Source organism: Streptomyces sp. A012304 (assembly GCF_026008495.1).
Classification (GTDB): Bacteria; Actinomycetota; Actinomycetes; order Streptomycetales; family Streptomycetaceae; genus Streptomyces.
On record NZ_BQUN01000098.1, the window covers coordinates 114,462 to 130,489 of the forward strand.

The 16,028-nt window shown below is 70.8% G+C and carries 13 protein-coding genes; 7 read left to right on the plus strand and 6 right to left on the minus strand.

Going from position 1 to position 16,028, the window contains the following annotated elements:
• Positions 1-4 precede the first annotated feature (4 nt).
• From ALMP_RS23465 to ALMP_RS23480, 4 genes are all read left to right on the plus strand, one after another.
• Positions 5-949: an RluA family pseudouridine synthase gene (locus ALMP_RS23465; RefSeq protein WP_264931407.1), complete on the plus strand. Its 945-nt coding sequence runs from the start codon at positions 5-7 to the stop codon at positions 947-949.
• Complete coding sequence (locus tag ALMP_RS23470) at positions 946-1,413, plus strand: GNAT family N-acetyltransferase (RefSeq protein WP_264931409.1); 468 nt, start codon at positions 946-948, stop codon at positions 1,411-1,413. Before ALMP_RS23465 ends, ALMP_RS23470 begins: the two co-directional genes overlap by 4 nt.
• A 145-nt stretch (positions 1,414-1,558) precedes the next feature.
• A complete protein-coding gene (locus ALMP_RS23475; protein ID WP_264931411.1) occupies positions 1,559-3,145 on the plus strand; it encodes a Na+/H+ antiporter in 1,587 nt (528 codons plus the stop codon).
• A 59-nt stretch (positions 3,146-3,204) separates the two neighbouring features.
• Complete coding sequence (locus tag ALMP_RS23480) at positions 3,205-3,945, plus strand: SDR family NAD(P)-dependent oxidoreductase (RefSeq protein ID WP_264931413.1); 741 nt, start codon at positions 3,205-3,207, stop codon at positions 3,943-3,945.
• Between the two features lie 3 nt (positions 3,946-3,948).
• On the opposite strand, the gene ALMP_RS23485 is transcribed toward ALMP_RS23480, so the two are convergent.
• Positions 3,949-5,067, minus strand: a complete 1,119-nt coding sequence (locus ALMP_RS23485) for a mechanosensitive ion channel family protein (protein ID WP_264931415.1) — start codon at positions 5,065-5,067, stop codon at positions 3,949-3,951.
• A 122-nt stretch (positions 5,068-5,189) separates the two neighbouring features.
• On the opposite strand from ALMP_RS23485, the gene ALMP_RS23490 reads away from it, so the two are divergent.
• Positions 5,190-5,759: a dienelactone hydrolase family protein gene (locus ALMP_RS23490; RefSeq protein ID WP_264931417.1), complete on the plus strand. Its 570-nt coding sequence runs from the start codon at positions 5,190-5,192 to the stop codon at positions 5,757-5,759.
• 7 nt (positions 5,760-5,766) lie between these two features.
• On the opposite strand, the gene ALMP_RS23495 is transcribed toward ALMP_RS23490, so the two are convergent.
• The 4 genes from ALMP_RS23495 to ALMP_RS23510 form a co-directional block, all read right to left on the minus strand.
• On the minus strand, positions 5,767-7,449 hold the full coding sequence (locus ALMP_RS23495; RefSeq protein ID WP_264931420.1) for an alkaline phosphatase: 1,683 nt from the start codon (positions 7,447-7,449) through the stop codon (positions 5,767-5,769).
• A 79-nt stretch (positions 7,450-7,528) separates the two neighbouring features.
• Positions 7,529-8,341 carry a DsbA family protein gene (locus ALMP_RS23500; protein ID WP_264931422.1) on the minus strand — a complete coding sequence of 271 codons (813 nt, stop codon included), beginning with the start codon at positions 8,339-8,341 and terminating at the stop codon, positions 7,529-7,531.
• Positions 8,342-8,438: 97 nt separating this feature from the next.
• Positions 8,439-9,131 (minus strand): hypothetical protein, encoded by a 693-nt coding sequence (locus tag ALMP_RS23505; RefSeq protein WP_264931424.1) that lies wholly within the window; start codon positions 9,129-9,131, stop codon positions 8,439-8,441.
• Between the two features lie 79 nt (positions 9,132-9,210).
• The gene (locus ALMP_RS23510; RefSeq protein WP_264931425.1) at positions 9,211-10,551 is read right to left on the minus strand and encodes a DUF2252 domain-containing protein; all 1,341 of its coding nucleotides are present in this window, start codon (positions 10,549-10,551) and stop codon (positions 9,211-9,213) included.
• Positions 10,552-10,755: 204 nt separating this feature from the next.
• On the opposite strand from ALMP_RS23510, the gene dnaE reads away from it, so the two are divergent.
• Positions 10,756-14,295, plus strand: coding sequence for a DNA polymerase III subunit alpha (gene dnaE / locus ALMP_RS23515; protein ID WP_264931426.1), 3,540 nt, complete (start codon positions 10,756-10,758; stop codon positions 14,293-14,295).
• Positions 14,296-14,392: 97 nt separating this feature from the next.
• Here dnaE and ALMP_RS23520 read toward each other — a convergent pair whose 3' ends face one another.
• Entirely contained in the window at positions 14,393-14,557 is a 165-nt protein-coding gene (locus tag ALMP_RS23520; RefSeq protein ID WP_264931427.1) for a hypothetical protein, read from the minus strand.
• Positions 14,558-14,782: 225 nt separating this feature from the next.
• Between ALMP_RS23520 and ALMP_RS23525 the strand changes: the two genes are divergently transcribed.
• Positions 14,783-16,003 carry an NYN domain-containing protein gene (locus ALMP_RS23525; protein ID WP_264931429.1) on the plus strand — a complete coding sequence of 407 codons (1,221 nt, stop codon included), beginning with the start codon at positions 14,783-14,785 and terminating at the stop codon, positions 16,001-16,003.
• Positions 16,004-16,028 lie beyond the last annotated feature (25 nt).

Genomic DNA, 16,028 nt, shown 5'->3' on the forward strand with positions numbered 1-16,028 from the left:
ACGGGTGAGCACGATTCCCGAGATCCGTACCCTGCCCGTGCCCGACGGCCTGGAGGGCGAGCGCGTCGACGCCGCCATCTCCCGCATGTTCGGCTTCTCCCGCACCAAGGCGGCCGAGCTGGCCGCGGCGGGGAAGGTCACCGTCGACGGGTCGGTGGTCGGGAAGTCCGAGCGGGTGCACGGCGGGGCCTGGCTCGAGGTGGAGATGCCTCAGGCGCCCGCTCCGGTGCAGGTGGTCGCCGAGCCGGTCGAGGGCATGGAGATCGTGCACGACGACGAGGACGTGGTCGTCATCGTGAAGCCGGTCGGGGTGGCCGCCCACCCGTCGCCCGGCTGGAGCGGGCCCACCGTCATCGGCGGGCTGGCCGCCGCCGGGTACCGGGTCTCGACCTCCGGTGCCGCCGAGCGCCAGGGCATCGTGCACCGCCTCGACGTGGGCACCTCCGGGCTGATGGTGGTCGCCAAGTCGGAGCGCGCCTACACCTCGCTCAAGCGCCAGTTCAAGGAGCGCACGGTCGACAAGCGCTACCACACGCTCGTGCAGGGCCACCCCGACCCGACCAGCGGCACCATCGACGCGCCCATCGGCCGCCACCCCCACCACGACTACAAGTGGGCCGTGACCGCGGACGGCAAGCCGTCCGTCACGCACTACGACCTGATCGAGGCCTTCCGCGCCGCCTCCCTGCTGGACGTGAAGCTGGAGACCGGCCGCACCCACCAGATCCGCGTCCACATGTCCGCCCACCGCCACCCGTGCGTGGGCGACCTGACGTACGGCGCCGACCCGACGCTCGCCAAGCGGCTGCGCCTGACCCGCCAGTGGCTGCACGCCGTCCGCCTCGGTTTCGAGCACCCCGGCGACGGGCAGTGGGTGGAGTTCTCCTGCGACTACCCCGACGACCTGCGCGGGGCCCTCGACCAGGTCCGCGAGGAGACCTACGGATGAGCACGCGCGCGTACGCGGTGCGGGTCGCCGAGGGCCCCGGCGACCGCGAGGCGTGCTTCGCGGTACGCAAGGAGGTCTTCGTCGGCGAGCAGGGCATCCCCGAGGACCTCGAATACGACGCCCAGGACGCCGACGCCGTCCATGTGCTGGCGGTCCGCGAGGACGGCGTACCGCTCGGGACCGGGCGGCTGCTGTACGGCGAGGCGGCCGCGGCGAAGACCGGCGACGCGGCCGTGGGGTCGCTGGGGCGGCTCGCCGTGACCCCCGAGGCGCGCGGCCTCGGTGTCGGGGCCGCCCTGGTGCGGGCCATCGAGGAGGCGGCATCCGCGCGGGGCCTCACGGCGGTGGACCTGCACGCGCAGACGCGGGCGCTGGGCTTCTACGAGCGGCTGGGGTACGAGCCGTACGGACCGGAGTTCCCGGACGCCGGGATCCCGCACCGGGCGATGCGGCGGGTGCTGTAGCGGCTCGTGTCGCGGCGGCAGGTGCCACAGCGGCGGGTGTGGTGGCGCCGGGACGGGCAAGACGATGACACATGACAATCGGGGCGAGCGTGGCAGGCCGCGACCCGGGATGTTCTTGATCGTCTAGACCGCCGGAGCGCCGACCGTGGATCAGCTGGCCCTGCTGTTCGTCCTGTTGCTCGGGGCCGTGGTGAGCGTCCCGCTCGGAGACCGGTGGGCGCTGCCCGCCCCGGTGCTGATGACGCTGCTCGGGATCGTGCTCGCGGTCCTCGACTTCGTGCCCAACGTGAACGTCCCGCCCGATCTGATCCTGCCGCTGCTGCTGCCGCCCCTGCTGTACGCGGCGGTCCGGCGGACCTCCTGGCGTCAGTTCACGGCGAACAAACGGCCGATCTTCCTGCTCGCCGTGGCGCTGGTCTTCGTCACGATGGTGTGCGTGGCCGCCGTCGCCCACGCGATCGTGCCCGGGCTGCCGATCGCGGCGGCACTGGCGCTGGGCGCGCTCGTCGCGCCGCCCGACCCGGTGGCCGCCACCGCCGTCGCCGGACAGCTCGGGCTGCCCCGCCGACTGGTGTCCATCCTGGAGGGCGAGGGGCTGTTCAACGACGTCACGGCCATCGTGCTGTACCACGTGGCCATCACCGCGGCCGTGAGCGGCACCTTCTCGCCGTGGCGGGCGGGGCTGGACCTGGTGCTGTCGGCCGTGGTGGCGGTGGCCGTCGGACTGGCGCTGGGGTGGGGCGCCAACAAGCTGATGGACCTGCTCGGGGACGCGACCCTGCAGATCGGGCTGACCCTGCTGGTGCCGTACGCCTCCTACGTGCTGGCGGAGGAGCTGCACGGGTCAGGGGTGCTCGCCGTGCTCACCACGGCGCTGTTCCTCGCCGAGTTCGCCACCGACCCCGACGACGTGCTGACTCGGCTCGCCGGGCACACCTTCTGGGACATCGTCGACACGCTCGTCACGGGGGTCGCCTTCGGGCTGATCGGGCTGGAGCTGCACAACGCGATCCGGACCGCGTCCGGACGGTGGGCGGAGATGCTCGGGTGGGCGGCGGCGGTCGCCGGAGTGGTGGTGCTGGTGCGGCTGCTGTGGCTGCTGCCGGCGACCTGGCTCGCCCAGCGGCTGCACGCCCGGCGGGACCACGACGAGGACATCCCGATGAGCTGGCGGGAGACCGTCGTCATGTGGTGGTCGGGGATGCGCGGAGTGGCCTCGGTGGCGCTGGCGCTGGCGATTCCGCTGACCACGGACGAGGGAGCGGCCTTCCCGGACCGGGACGAGATCGTGTTCATCGCGTTCGGGGTGATCATGGCGACGCTGGTGGTGCAGGGGCTGAGCCTGCCGTGGCTGGTACGGCGGCTGCGGGTGCGGGCGGACACGGACCGGGAGAAGGACTTCGAGAAGGAACTGGCCGTGCGGGCGGCGAAGGCGGCCAAGCGCAGGCTGCGGGAGATCGAGGCCGAGGAGGACCTGCCGGAGGAGCTGTCCGAGCAGATGGCGCGGCGGGCCTTCGACATCGGTCTGCGGATCAGTCCGGACATCGGCGAGGACGAGCGCCGGGAGGCGCATGAGCACCGGGTGCGCAGGCTGAGGCGGGTGCGGCGGATCCAGGGGGAGATGCTGAGCGCGGCGCGGCACGAGGTGGTGGCGGCGCGCAGCGAGCCGGGCGCGGATCCGGAGATCGTCGACCGCGTGCTGCGACATCTCGATGTGCGTAGTTTGCGGTGAATCGGCGGGGTCCGTAAATCGCGGTGACGGAGCGCCTCGTCGTTCCTAAGGTCGAGCGCATGGCACGCAACATAGTGATCAGTGGAGGCGGAACGGGCATCGGGCTCGCCACGGCGCGGACCTTCGCCGCCGGCGGGGACCGGGTCCTGCTGCTCGGGCGACGGCCCGAGGTGCTGGAGAAGGCCGGGGTCGACGGGGCGCTCACCTACGCCGCCGACCTGAGCCGGCCGCAGGAGGTACGAGGTGTCGCGGAGTTCGTCGGGGAGTCGTTCGGACAGGTGGACGTGCTCGTCCACGGCGCCGGAGGCAACGGGCAACTGGAGCCGCAGGCCGACCTCGACGACCCGCTGGAACGCGTCGCGCACACCTGGGACATCAACTTCCGGCTGAACACCCTCACCGCGGCTCTGCTCACCGAAGCCCTCAAGGAACGGCTCGCCGCGCCCGGCGGGCGGGTGCTCTTCATCAGCTCGATCGCCGCCTACCGGGGGTCGGGCAGCGGGGCGTACGGCGGCGCCAAGGCCGCGCTGCACCCGTACGCGCACGATCTGGCGCGGGAGCTGGGGCCGCGTGGGATCACCGTGAACGTGGTCGCGCCCGGGTACGTCGAGGACACCGGGTTCTTCGGCGCGGCGATCGCGCCGGAGCGGCGGGAGAGGCTCGTGCGGGAGACGGCGAACGGTCGGGCGGGTACGCCCGCCGACATCGCCGAGACCCTGCACTGGCTGGCCTCTCCCGCCGCCGGGCACGTCACCTCGCAGGTGGTGCAGGTCAACGGGGGCGCCGAGCGCGGGCGCTGACCGTCAGCGGTCCGCCCGCGGCGCCTCGTGGGCACGGCGTTGGCGCGGCGGCGCGCCGTCGACGGACGGTCGTCCGTTCGTACGGTTCGGCGGCGTCGTCGCGTCGGCCGTGTTGACGCGGGGCAGCGCGTAGGGGTGCTCCTCGGTCAGCCAGCGGATCATCTGCTCGCGGACCGTCACCCGCGCCGTCCAGATGTCGTCGGCGTCCTTGGCGGTCACCAGGGCCCGCACCTGCATGGTGTTCGGGGTGGTGTCCGTGACGTCGAGGCCGTAGGCGCGGCCGTCCCAGGCCGGGCACTCACGCAGGATGTCGCGCAGCTTCTCGCGCATCGCGTCCAGCGGCGCCGAGTGGTCGACGTGCCAGTAGACGATGCCGGTCATCTGCGGCGTGCCGCGCGACCAGTTCTCGAACGGCTTGGACGTGAAGTACGAGACGGGCATGGTGATCCGGCGCTCGTCCCAGGTCCGCACGGTCAGGAAGGTCAGGGTGATCTCCTCGACCGTGCCCCACTCGCCGTCCACCACGACCGTGTCCCCGATGCGCACCATGTCGCCGAAGGCGATCTGGAGCCCGGCGAACATGTTGCTCAGTGTGGACTGTGCGGCGACACCGGCGACGATGCCGAGGATGCCGGCCGAGGCCAGCAGCGAGGCGCCCGCCGCGCGGAACGTCGGGAACGTCAGCAGCATCGCCGCCACGGCCACCACGCCGACGATCGCGGAGACCACCCGCATGATCAACGTCACCTGGGTGCGCACCCGGCGCACCCGGGCCGCGTCGCGGTGCACGCGCGCGTACCGGCTGTAGGAGGTCTCCACGACGGCGGCGGCGATCCGGATCACCAGCCAGGCGGCGGCCCCGATCAGCACCAGGGTGAGGGTCCTGCCGACCGCGGTCTTGTGCTCCTGCAACACCTCCACCTGGTCGTACGACCCTCTCAGCAGCGCCGCGCACAGCACCAGCTGGTAGGGGATGCGGCCACGGCGCAGCAGGCCCCACAGCGGCGTCTCGGGATGCCGCTGGTCGGCCTTGCACAGCAGGCGGTCGGTGGCCCAGCCGATGAACAACGTCAGTACGACCGAACCGCCGACCACGATCAATGGGCGGAGCAGGTTCTCCATGCCTTCGAACGTAACCGGCCGACCGGGGTCATGAACATGTGCCTTTTGTGAAGAGGCACACGTCCCATGGTGCCGGAGTCGGCTCGTGCGGCGTTGTCGGTACCGGCTGGCACCATGGCCTCATGAACATCATGCTCTTCCATTCGACCTATGGACTGCGTCCCGCGGTGCGCGCGGCGGCGGACCGGCTGCGGGCCGCCGGGCACGAGGTGTGGACGCCGGACCTCTTCGCGGGCCGTACGTTCGACTCGGTCGAGGAGGGCATGGCCCACAAGGAGGAGATCGGCAAGGACGAGCTGCTCAAGAGAGCCGTCCTGGCCGCCGCGCCCTACTCGGACAGAGGCCTGGTGTACGCCGGTTTCTCGCTGGGAGCGTCCGTCGCCCAGACCCTCGCCCTCGGTGACGACAAGGCACGCGGCCTGCTGCTCCTGCACGGCACCTCCGACCTCGCGCCGAACGTCTCGGTGGAGGAGCTGCCGGTCCAGCTGCACGTGGCCGAGCCGGACCCGTTCGAGACCGACGACTGGCTGAGCGCCTGGTACCTCCAGATGGGCCGGGCCGGCGCCGACGTGGAGATCTACCGCTACCCCGGGGCCGGCCACGTCTACACCGACCCCGACCTGCCCGACTACGACGAGGAGGCCGCCGAGGCCACCTGGCGGGTGGCGCTCGGCTTCCTCGACAGTCTGTAGCCGACCGCTACACGGGGTCGTAGGCGCGCTCGACCTTCTGCGTACCGCTGCGGGTGCGGTAGGAGCGGGCCCAGGAGGCGGTGGCGTCCGCCTTGGTGCGGTCGGACAGGACGTAGTAGTCCATCTGCGCGCGCTCGGCGGTGATGTCCAGGACGCCGTAGCCGTGCCGGTCGGTGTCGACCCAGTGGACATGGCGGTTGGCGGCCCTGATGATCGGCGCGGCGACCGCGGAGACCGTGCCCTCGGGGACCTTGACGAGGTCGTCGAGGTTGTCGGAGGTCACCGAGGTGACGACGAACTCCGTGGCGGCCGAGGCCGACAGCGGATAGGTCCCGGCGTCCACCGGCACGTCGTTGGCCCACGCCATGTGGATGTCGCCGGTGAGGAAGACGGTGTTGCGGATGGCGTTCGAACGCAGATGGGCGAGGAGTTCGCGGCGGTCGTCGGTGTAGCCGTCCCACTGGTCGGTGTTGAGGGCCAGGCCCTCCTGCGGCAGGCCGAGCAGCTTGGCGAGCGGTTTGAGCAGGTCCGCCGAGAGCGAGCCGATGGCGAACGGCGCGATCATCACCGAGTTGCCGACCAGCCGCCAGGTGGTGTCGGAGGCCTTCAGCCCGGCCTTCAGCCAGTCGAGTTGGGCGCGGCCGGTGAGGGTGCGCTCGGGGTCGTCGACCTCGCCGTCGCCGACGGAGACCTGCTGGGAGCGGAAGGAGCGCAGGTCCAGCAGGGAGAGGTCGGCGAGCTTGCCGAAGCGCAGCCGGCGGTAGGTGGTGCCGGCGAGCGCCGGGCGGACCGGCATCCACTCGAAGTAGGCCTGCTTGGCGGCTGCCTGACGGGCCGCCCAGGTGCCCTCGGCGCCTTCGGTGTGGTTCTCGGCGCCGCCGGACCAGGCGTCGTTGGCGATCTCGTGGTCGTCCCAGATCGCGATGACGGGCGCCTTGGCGTGCAACGCCTGAAGGTCGGGGTCCGTCTTGTACGTGCCGTGCCGGGCGCGGTAGTCGGCGAGCGTGAGGATCTCGTGCGTCGGCGTGTGCGGCCGCACGACGGTTCCACGGGTGCCGTACTCGCCGGTGCCGTACTCGTAGATGTAGTCGCCCAGGTGCAGCCAGGCATCCAGGTCGCCGCGGGCGGCGAGATGGCGGTAGGCGGAGAAACGGCCGGCCTCCCAGTTGGCGCAGGAGACCGCGCCGAAGCGCAGGTTCGCGACCGACGCGTCCGCCGCCGGCGCGGTGCGGGTGCGCGCCACCGGGGAGTCGGTGCCGCCGGCCGAGAAGCGGAACCAGTAGTCGGTGGCCGGCGCGAGGCCGCGCACGTCCGCCTTGACGGTGTGGTCCGAGGCGGCGGTCGCGGTGACCGACCCCTTGGCCACGATGGCCGTCAGGGCCTTGTCCGTGGCGACGACCCACTCGACCTCGGTGTCCGGGCCGAGCCCGGAGCCGGGTATCGCCCCGGCCGTGGGCGTCACCCGGGTCCACAGCAGGACGCCGTCGGGCAGCGGGTCGCCGGAGGCGACACCGTGCAGGAAGGCCGGGGCCTCCTCGGCGGCCCGGGCGGGCAGCGCGGCGGCGAGCGGTCCCGCCAGCGCGGCGGTGGCGGCCGCGGCCTTGACGACCGTACGGCGGCGCGGGGCGGGCGAGTTGACGCCGCGGGCGGGCGCGCCGGTGCTCTGTGTTGATCTGTATCGACTGGTCACGGGCGATCAGATTACTGATCAGTACGACAAAAGAGCGGGCGAACCGGCAAAGTTCGCCCGCTCTTCACCGAGGCGCGGCTCAGCCCTTGAGCGCCGCCTCGACCGCGGTGGTGAAGTCGGCCACCGTCATGGGCGCGTTCTGCGAGCCCGGGCTGGTCAGGGCCTTGCCGTCCATCTTCAGCGTCGGGGTGCCCTTCACGCCGCTGTCGTCGAAGGTCTTGGACATCTCCAGCGCCCACTTGTCGTAGGTGCCGTCCTTCACGGCGGTCTGGAACGTGGCGTTGCCCTTCAGCTCGGGCACCGTGTCCGCCACCTTGATCAGGTAGGAGTCGTCCTTGAACTTGTCGTCGGACTCCTCCGGGTGCCACTTCGCCGAATACAGCGCGGCCTTGTAGTCGAGGAACGCCTCCGGGCCGACGTTCAGCGCGGCGCCGAGGGCGCTGAGCGCGTTGCGGGAGCCCTCACCGGTCAGGCTGCGGTCGAGGAAGGTCGCGCCGACGAACTGGACCTTGTACTTGCCGGCCTCGTAGTCCTTCTTCACCGTCTCGCCGACGGTCTGCTCGAACTGGGCGCAGACCGGGCAGCGCGGGTCCTCGTACATCACGAGGGTCTTCTTCGCGGTGGCCTTGCCCATGACGACGGTCGTGCCGTTCTCACCGGTGGTGTTGGCCGGCTTGACCAGCTTGGCGTCCGCCGCCTTGTCCCAGTAGCTGGGCTGGTTGGCCTGGACGACGGCGTAACCTATGCCGCCCGCCACCGCCAGCACGCCGACGGCCGAGCAGGCGACGATGATCTGCCGCCTGACCTTGGCCCGCTTGGCCTCGCGCTCGCGTTCGAGGCGCAGCCGCTCCCGGGCCGCCGTCTTCGCCGCCTGGCTGTTCCGCTTGCTCATGTGGGTGTTCTCCTGTGGGACGCGCACCGGGCGTGCGCGGGATACGTGTGTGTCGGGACTGTCGTGCTCGGGTGCCGTTCGCCGGAACGGGCGTTGCTCAGGCCGAAACGGCCGAGCACGGCGGTCCACGCCGTCCCAGGGAGTGCACGAGGATCCGGTCACGGGCGGCGGCCGTACGGTGCGTGGGCCTCGGCAGGCGGCGGGCCGCCGGGGCGCGGCGTACGGTCACGGCGGCCACGGCGAGCAGCAGCGGCCGGAACGTGGTCGCGGCGGCCGCCCGCAGCAGCTGGGCCAGCGCCCGCTCGCCCCGGCGCAGCCAGGCCGCGGCGACCAGGCCGACGCAGACATGGGCGCCGAGCAGCAGCCAGGCGGTGGCCGGGTCGGCGTGCGCGAGGAGCCCGCCGAGCCTGTCGGGATCGGTGCCGGTGACCTGCGCGAGCGGCGCGCCGACGGAGGCGCCGTCGCCGCACAGGACGTCCCAGCCGACCGAGGCCAGCGGGCCGGCGACCGGCCCGCCCGCGCGGCCGTAGCAGACATGCTGCCCGGTGGTGAAGACGGTGTCGGCCGCCAGCTCCAGCGGGATCAGCAGGGCGGCGATCCGCCCGAAGCCGCGCTCGCGGCCCGCGAGGGCGTACGCGAGGACGAACACGGCGGCCGCGACGACGGCCACCGTGTTCAACGGCAGCGGGGCCCGGGACAGCAGCACGTGCGACGCGGTGCTGAGCGTCACGACGAAGGCCGTGAACAGCGCCGCGCGTACGGCTCTGAGTCGGGTCCCGGATATGTCCATAGCGCAGGAAGTGTGACACGCGCTCCGGTAAGAGACCCCTAAAGGGTCCCTGTGAGCGTCCCTATCGTTATCGATCCCGTCACAGACCGGGGATCCGGCCGTTGCGGAAGAGGTCCACGAAGATCTGGTGGTCCGCACGCGCGCGTGCGCCGTAGACGTGCGCGAAGTCCACCAGCAGGGGCGCGAAGCCGTCCTCGTCGGCGGCGATCGCCGCGTCGATGGCCCGCTCCGTGGAGAACGGCACCAGCGACTCGCCGGAGGTGTCGTCCGCCGCCGCGTGCATGGTGGCGGTGGCCCGGCCCAGGTCGGCGACGACACCGGCGATCTCCTCCGGGTCGTCGATGTCGCCCCAGTCGAGGTCCACGGCGTACGGCGAGACCTCGGCGACCAGCTGGCCCGCGCCGTCCAGCTCGGTCCAGCCCAGCCACGGGTCGGCGTGCGCCTGGAGGGCGCGCTGGGAGATCACCGTGCGGTGCCCCTCGTGCTGGAAGTAGTCACGGATCGCCTGATCGGTGATGTGCCGGGAGACGGCCGGGGTCTGGGCCTGCTTGATGTAGATCACGACGTCGTTCTCCAGGGCGTCGCTGTGGCCCTCCAGCAGGATGTTGTACGACGGCAGCCCGGCCGAGCCGATGCCGATCCCGCGCCGGCCCACGACGTCCTTCACCCGGTAGGAGTCGGGGCGGGCCAGGGAGGCGTCGGGCAGCGTCTCCAGATAGCCGTCGAAGGCGGCCAGCACCTTGTAGCGGGTGGCGGCGTCCAGCTCGATGGAGCCGCCGCCCGGCGCGAAGCGGCGCTCGAAGTCGCGGATCTCCGTCATGGACTCCAGCAGCCCGAAGCGGGTCAGGGAGCGGGCGTCGCGCAGCGCGTCCAGCAGCGGGCCCTGGGTGGTGTCCAGGGTGAAGGGCGGCACCTCGTCGCGCTTGGCGCCGGTGGCCAGCGCGTGGATCCGCTCGCGGTACGCGCCCGCGTACACCTCCACCAGCTCGGTGATCTGCTCGTCGCTGAGCGCCTTCGCGTACCCGATGAGGGCGAGGGAGGCGGACAGGCGCTTGAGGTCCCAGGTGAAGGGGCCGACGTACGCCTCGTCGAAGTCGTTGACGTTGAAGATCAGCCGGCCCTGGGAGTCCATGTAGGTGCCGAAGTTCTCCGCGTGCAGGTCGCCGTGGATCCACACGCGCGAGGTGCGCTCGTCCAGGAACGGGCCGCCGTCCTGCGGCCCGAAGCCGTTGTCCGCCGTCAGGTCGTGGTAGAAGAGGCACGCCGTGCCCCGGTAGAACGCGAACGCCGAGGCCGCCATCTTCCGGAACTTCACGCGGAACGCGGCCGGGTCGGCGGCCAGGAGCTCGCCGAAGGCGGTGTCGAAGACGGCGAGGATCTCCTCGCCGCGAGGCTCGTCGTTGAGCTGCGGTGCCGACATCGCGGGGTGCCTCCTGGTGCATGACGTGTACGACAGCGTTTCTGTCGTCTTCAACGGGCGGGCGGGCGCCGAAGTGCCCGCGACCCCCGCTGTGAAGGTACGCGGGGGAGCCCGCCGAGTGTCAGTGCCGGGGCATAGACTTCGACGCTGACCCCCGGACTGTCCCCCAGCCCGTCGTCGAGTGTTTCCCTTGGAGGCCACGCCGTGTCGAAGCCGCCGTTCACGCACCTGCACGTCCACACCCAGTACTCGCTGCTGGACGGTGCCGCGCGGCTGAAGGACATGTTCAACGCGTGCAACGAGATGGGCATGACGCACATCGCCATGTCCGACCACGGCAACCTCCACGGCGCGTACGACTTCTTCCACTCCGCGCAGAAGGCCGGAATCACCCCGATCATCGGGATCGAGGCGTACGTCGCCCCCGAGTCGCGCCGCAACAAGCGCAAGATCCAGTGGGGTCAGCCGCACCAGAAGAGGGACGACGTCTCGGGTTCCGGTGGTTACACCCACAAGACGATCTGGGCGGCGAACGCGACGGGTCTGCACAACCTCTTCCGCCTCTCCTCCGACGCCTACGCCGAGGGCTGGCTGCAGAAGTGGCCCCGGATGGACAAGGAGACCATCGCCCAGTGGTCGGAGGGCCTGATCGCCTCCACCGGCTGCCCCTCCGGCGAGCTCCAGACCCGGCTGCGCCTCGGCCAGTACGACGAGGCCCTCAAGGCGGCCGCCGACTACCAGGACATCTTCGGCAAGGACCGCTACTTCCTGGAGCTGATGGACCACGGCATCGAGATCGAGCGCCGCGTCCGCGACGGCCTCCTCGACATCGGCAAGAAGCTCGGCATCCCGCCCCTGGTCACCAACGACTCGCACTACACGTACGCGCACGAGGCGGGGGCGCACGACGCGCTGCTGTGCATCCAGACCGGCAAGAACCTCTCCGACCCCGACCGCTTCAAGTTCGACGGCACCGGCTACTACCTGAAGTCCACGGACGAGATGTACGCCATCGACTCCTCGGACGCCTGGCAGGAGGGCTGCCGCAACACGCTCCTGGTGGCCGAGCAGATCGACACCACGGGCATGTTCGAGAAGCGCGACCTCATGCCCAAGTTCGACATCCCCGAGGGCTACACCGAGGTCACCTGGTTCAAGGAGGAGGTCCGCCGCGGCATGGAGCGCCGCTTCCCCGGCGGCATCCCCGAGGACCGGCAGAAGCAGGTCGAGTACGAGATGGACGTCATCATCCAGATGGGGTTCCCGGGCTACTTCCTCGTCGTCGCCGACTTCATCATGTGGGCGAAGAACAACGGCATCGCCGTCGGCCCCGGCCGAGGCTCAGCGGCCGGCTCGATCGTCGCGTACGCCATGGGCATCACCGACCTCGACCCCATCCCGCACGGCCTGATCTTCGAGCGGTTCCTCAACCCCGAGCGCGTCTCCATGCCCGATGTCGACATCGACTTCGACGAGCGCCGGCGCGTCGAGGTGATCCGGTACGTGACCGAGAAGTACGGCGCCGACAAGGTCGCCATGATCGGCACCTACGGCACCATCAAGGCCAAGAACGCCATCAAGGACTCCGCGCGCGTGCTGGGCTACCCGTACGCGATGGGCGACCGCCTGACCAAGGCCATGCCCGCCGACGTCCTCGGCAAGGGCATCCCGCTCTCCGGCATCACCGACCCGCAGCACCCCCGCTACTCGGAGGCGGGCGAGATCCGGGCGATGTACGAGAACGAGCCGGACGTGAAGAAGGTCATCGACACCGCCAAGGGCGTCGAGGGCCTGGTCCGGCAGATGGGTGTGCACGCGGCCGGCGTGATCATGTCCAGCGAGACCATCACCGACCACGTCCCGGTCTGGGTCAGGCACACCGACGGCGTGACCATCACACAGTGGGACTACCCGAGCTGTGAGTCGCTCGGCCTGCTGAAGATGGACTTCCTGGGCCTGCGCAACCTCACGATCATGGACGACGCCGTCAAGATGGTGAAGGCCAACAAGGGGATCGACATCGATCTCCTCAGCCTCCCGCTGGACGACCCCACGACCTTCGAACTGCTCCAGCGCGGCGACACCCTCGGCGTCTTCCAGTTCGACGGCGGCCCCATGCGCTCCCTGCTGCGCCTGATGAAGCCGGACAACTTCGAAGACATCTCCGCCGTGTCGGCCCTGTACCGGCCGGGCCCGATGGGCATGAACTCCCACACGAACTACGCGCTGCGCAAGAACGGGCAGCAGGAGATCACGCCGATCCACCCCGAGCTGGAGGCGCCGCTCAAGGAGGTCCTGGACGTCACCTACGGCCTGATCGTCTACCAGGAGCAGGTGCAGAAGGCCGCCCAGATCATCGCCGGCTACTCGCTCGGCGAGGCCGACATCCTGCGCCGCGTGATGGGCAAGAAGAAGCCCGACGAGCTGGCCAAGAACTTCACCATCTTCCAGGCCGGCGCCCAGAAGAACGGCTACAGCGACGAGGCGATCCAGGCCCTGTGGGACGTTCTGGTCCCCTTCGCCGGCTACGCGTTCAACAAGGCCCACTCCGCCGCCTACGGACTGGTCTCGTACTGGACCGCGTACCTGAAGGCGAACCATCCCGCCGAGTACATGGCGGCGCTGCTGACGTCCGTCAAGGACGACAAGGACAAGTCGGCGATCTACCTCAACGAGTGCCGCCGCATGGGCATCCGGGTGCTCCCGCCGAACGTCAACGAGTCGGAGGCGAACTTCGCCGCCCAGGGCGACGACGTGATCCTCTTCGGCCTCTCCGCCGTCCGCAACGTCGGCACCAACGTCGTCGAGTCGATCATCAAGTGCCGCAAGGCGAAGGGGAAGTACAGCTCCTTCCCCGACTACCTCGACAAGGTCGACGCGGTGGTCTGCAACAAGCGGACCACGGAATCGCTGATCAAGGCCGGCGCCTTCGACTCCATGGGCCACACCCGCAAGGGGCTGACGGCCCAGTACGAGCCGATGATCGACAACGTGGTCGCGGTCAAGCGCAAGGAGGCCGAGGGCCAGTTCGACCTCTTCGGCGGCATGGGCGAGGAGACGGCCGGGGAGCCCGGGTTCGGCCTGGACGTCGAATTCACCACCGACGAGTGGGAGAAGACGTACCTGCTCGCCCAGGAGCGGGAGATGCTCGGCCTGTACGTCTCCGACCACCCGCTGTTCGGTCTGGAGCACGTCCTGTCCGACAAGGCCGACGCGGGCATCGCCCAGCTCACCGGGGGTGAGCACGCGGACGGCGCGGTCGTCACCATCGGCGGCATCATCTCCGGCCTCCAGCGCAAGATGACCAAGCAGGGCAACGCCTGGGCGATCGCCACGGTGGAGGACCTCGCGGGCTCCATCGAGTGCATGTTCTTCCCGGCGACCTACCAGCTGGTGTCCACCCAACTCGTCGAGGACGCCGTGGTGTTCGTCAAGGGCCGCCTGGACAAGCGGGAGGACGTGCCGCGGCTCGTCGCGATGGAGCTGATGGTCCCCGACCTGTCCACGGCGGGCACCAACGCCCCGGTGATCCTGACCATCCCGGCGGTCAAGGTCACCCCGCCGATGGTCAGCCGCCTCGGCGAGATCCTCACCCACCACAAGGGCGACAGCGAGGTCCGGATCAGGCTCCAGGGACCGACGAAGACGACCGTGCTGCGGCTGGACCGGCACCGGGTCAAGCCCGACCCGGCGTTGTTCGGCGATCTGAAGGTGCTGCTCGGCCCGTCCTGCCTGGCGGGCTGAGTCACCCGCGGTCCCCGGGAAAAGATGTGCGAGGGGCGCATCCGGCAGCGGATGCGCCCCTCGGTGTGCCTGGGCCTCAAAGCCCTTTACACAGGTGTCAGTTGTGGCCGAACCGCTTCTGCCGGCCCTTGCGGGCGACGTCCGCGGGCGTCACCGGGGCGAGTTGCTGCTCGCCCTGCGACTCCAGGGACGACTGCTGGGCCTGCCGCTGAGCGCGCTCGGGCTGCGGCTGCTTGCGGTCCTGCTTCTTGTTCTTGGCCATGGTGATCTGCCTCCTGTGGGGGATCTAGGGGCCAGGGCCGGGATCAGATTCACATAGGCTGACTCAAGCCGCATTTCGGATAATTACCGTGTGTGACAGGGGCGGTCGTCACGCACCGTCCGGCAAACGCCACGCCGAAGATCGAGTTCGGGCCGTTAACCCCCGCGCCGTCGGGCAGACTCGAAGCAGGCCCGAAGCAAACCTCCCGGAAAGAGGGTGAGTCGTGTGGACCGCTGCATCGTCCTGGTGGACGCCGGGTATCTGCTGGGGGCCGCCGCCAGCCTCCTCGCCGGGGAGCCGTCGCGTTCCCGCATCACCGTCGACCACGCCGCCCTCGTCCAGGGCCTGCGCGAACAGGCCGAGTCCGAGACGGAACGGCCCCTGCTGCGCATCTACTGGTTCGACGGCGCCCCCGACCGCGTGCCCCAGCCCGAGCACCGCAGGCTGCGCGTGATGCCCCGGGTGACGGTCCGCCTGGGCGCCCTCACCCGCAGCGACGGCCGCTGGGCGCAGAAGGGCGTCGACGCCGCCATGCACGCCGAGCTGACCGAGCTGGCCCGCAACCGGGCCTGCTCCGACGTCGTCCTCGTCACCGGCGACGGCGATCTGCTGCCCGGCATGATGGCCGCCAAGGAGCACGGGGTCGCCGTCCATCTGTGGGCCGTGCAGGCCGCCGACGGCGACTACAACCAGTCCGAGGACCTCGTCGCCGAGGCCGACGAACGGCGCGTGCTGGACCGGACCTGGATCACCAAGGCCGTCCGCGCCAAGGAGTTCGGCGGGATCTGCGCGCCGCCGCCCGCGCCCCGGCCGGAGATCGCCGCGATCCTCTCCGCGCCGCTGCCCGACGCCACGCTCGCCCCGGCCGCCGAGCGGGCCGCCGAGGAGGGCGGGCGCGCGAGCGCCGCCGCGGCAGCCGAAAACGGCACGCGGGAACGGGTCCCCGCGCCCAAGGGGGTGCCCACCCCGAAGGACCTCGCGGCCCTGCGCGCGCCGGGCGCGCAGGCCGTGCAGCATCCCCCGACCGCCACCCTGCGCTGGTCCTCCGACAAGGGCTGGGTCGACCGGCCCGGCGTCCCCGCCGAGCCGGCCGAGGCCGCCTCGATGCCGACCCTCGCGCAGCTCACCACGGCCGAGCAGCGGTGGGCCGACCGCGAGGAGGACATCACCACCGTCGGCGGCGACCCGTACGAGGTGGGGCAGGTCTTCGCCCGGCGGTGGATGGAGCGGCTGGGCGACCACGGCCATCTGCAGAAGCTGTCCGGGATGTACCCGCGCATCCCGCACCGCATCGACGGTGAGCTGCTGCGTTACGCGGCCCGCTTCGGTCTGCTGGCGCACAAGGACGACCAGATCGACGAGCACGACCGTTACGCCATCCGGGCGGGCTTCTGGCGTGAGGTCGACACCCGCACCTCCCCGGAACACCCGCCGGCCGACGACTGAACGCACCCGGAGCCGGGCACCGACG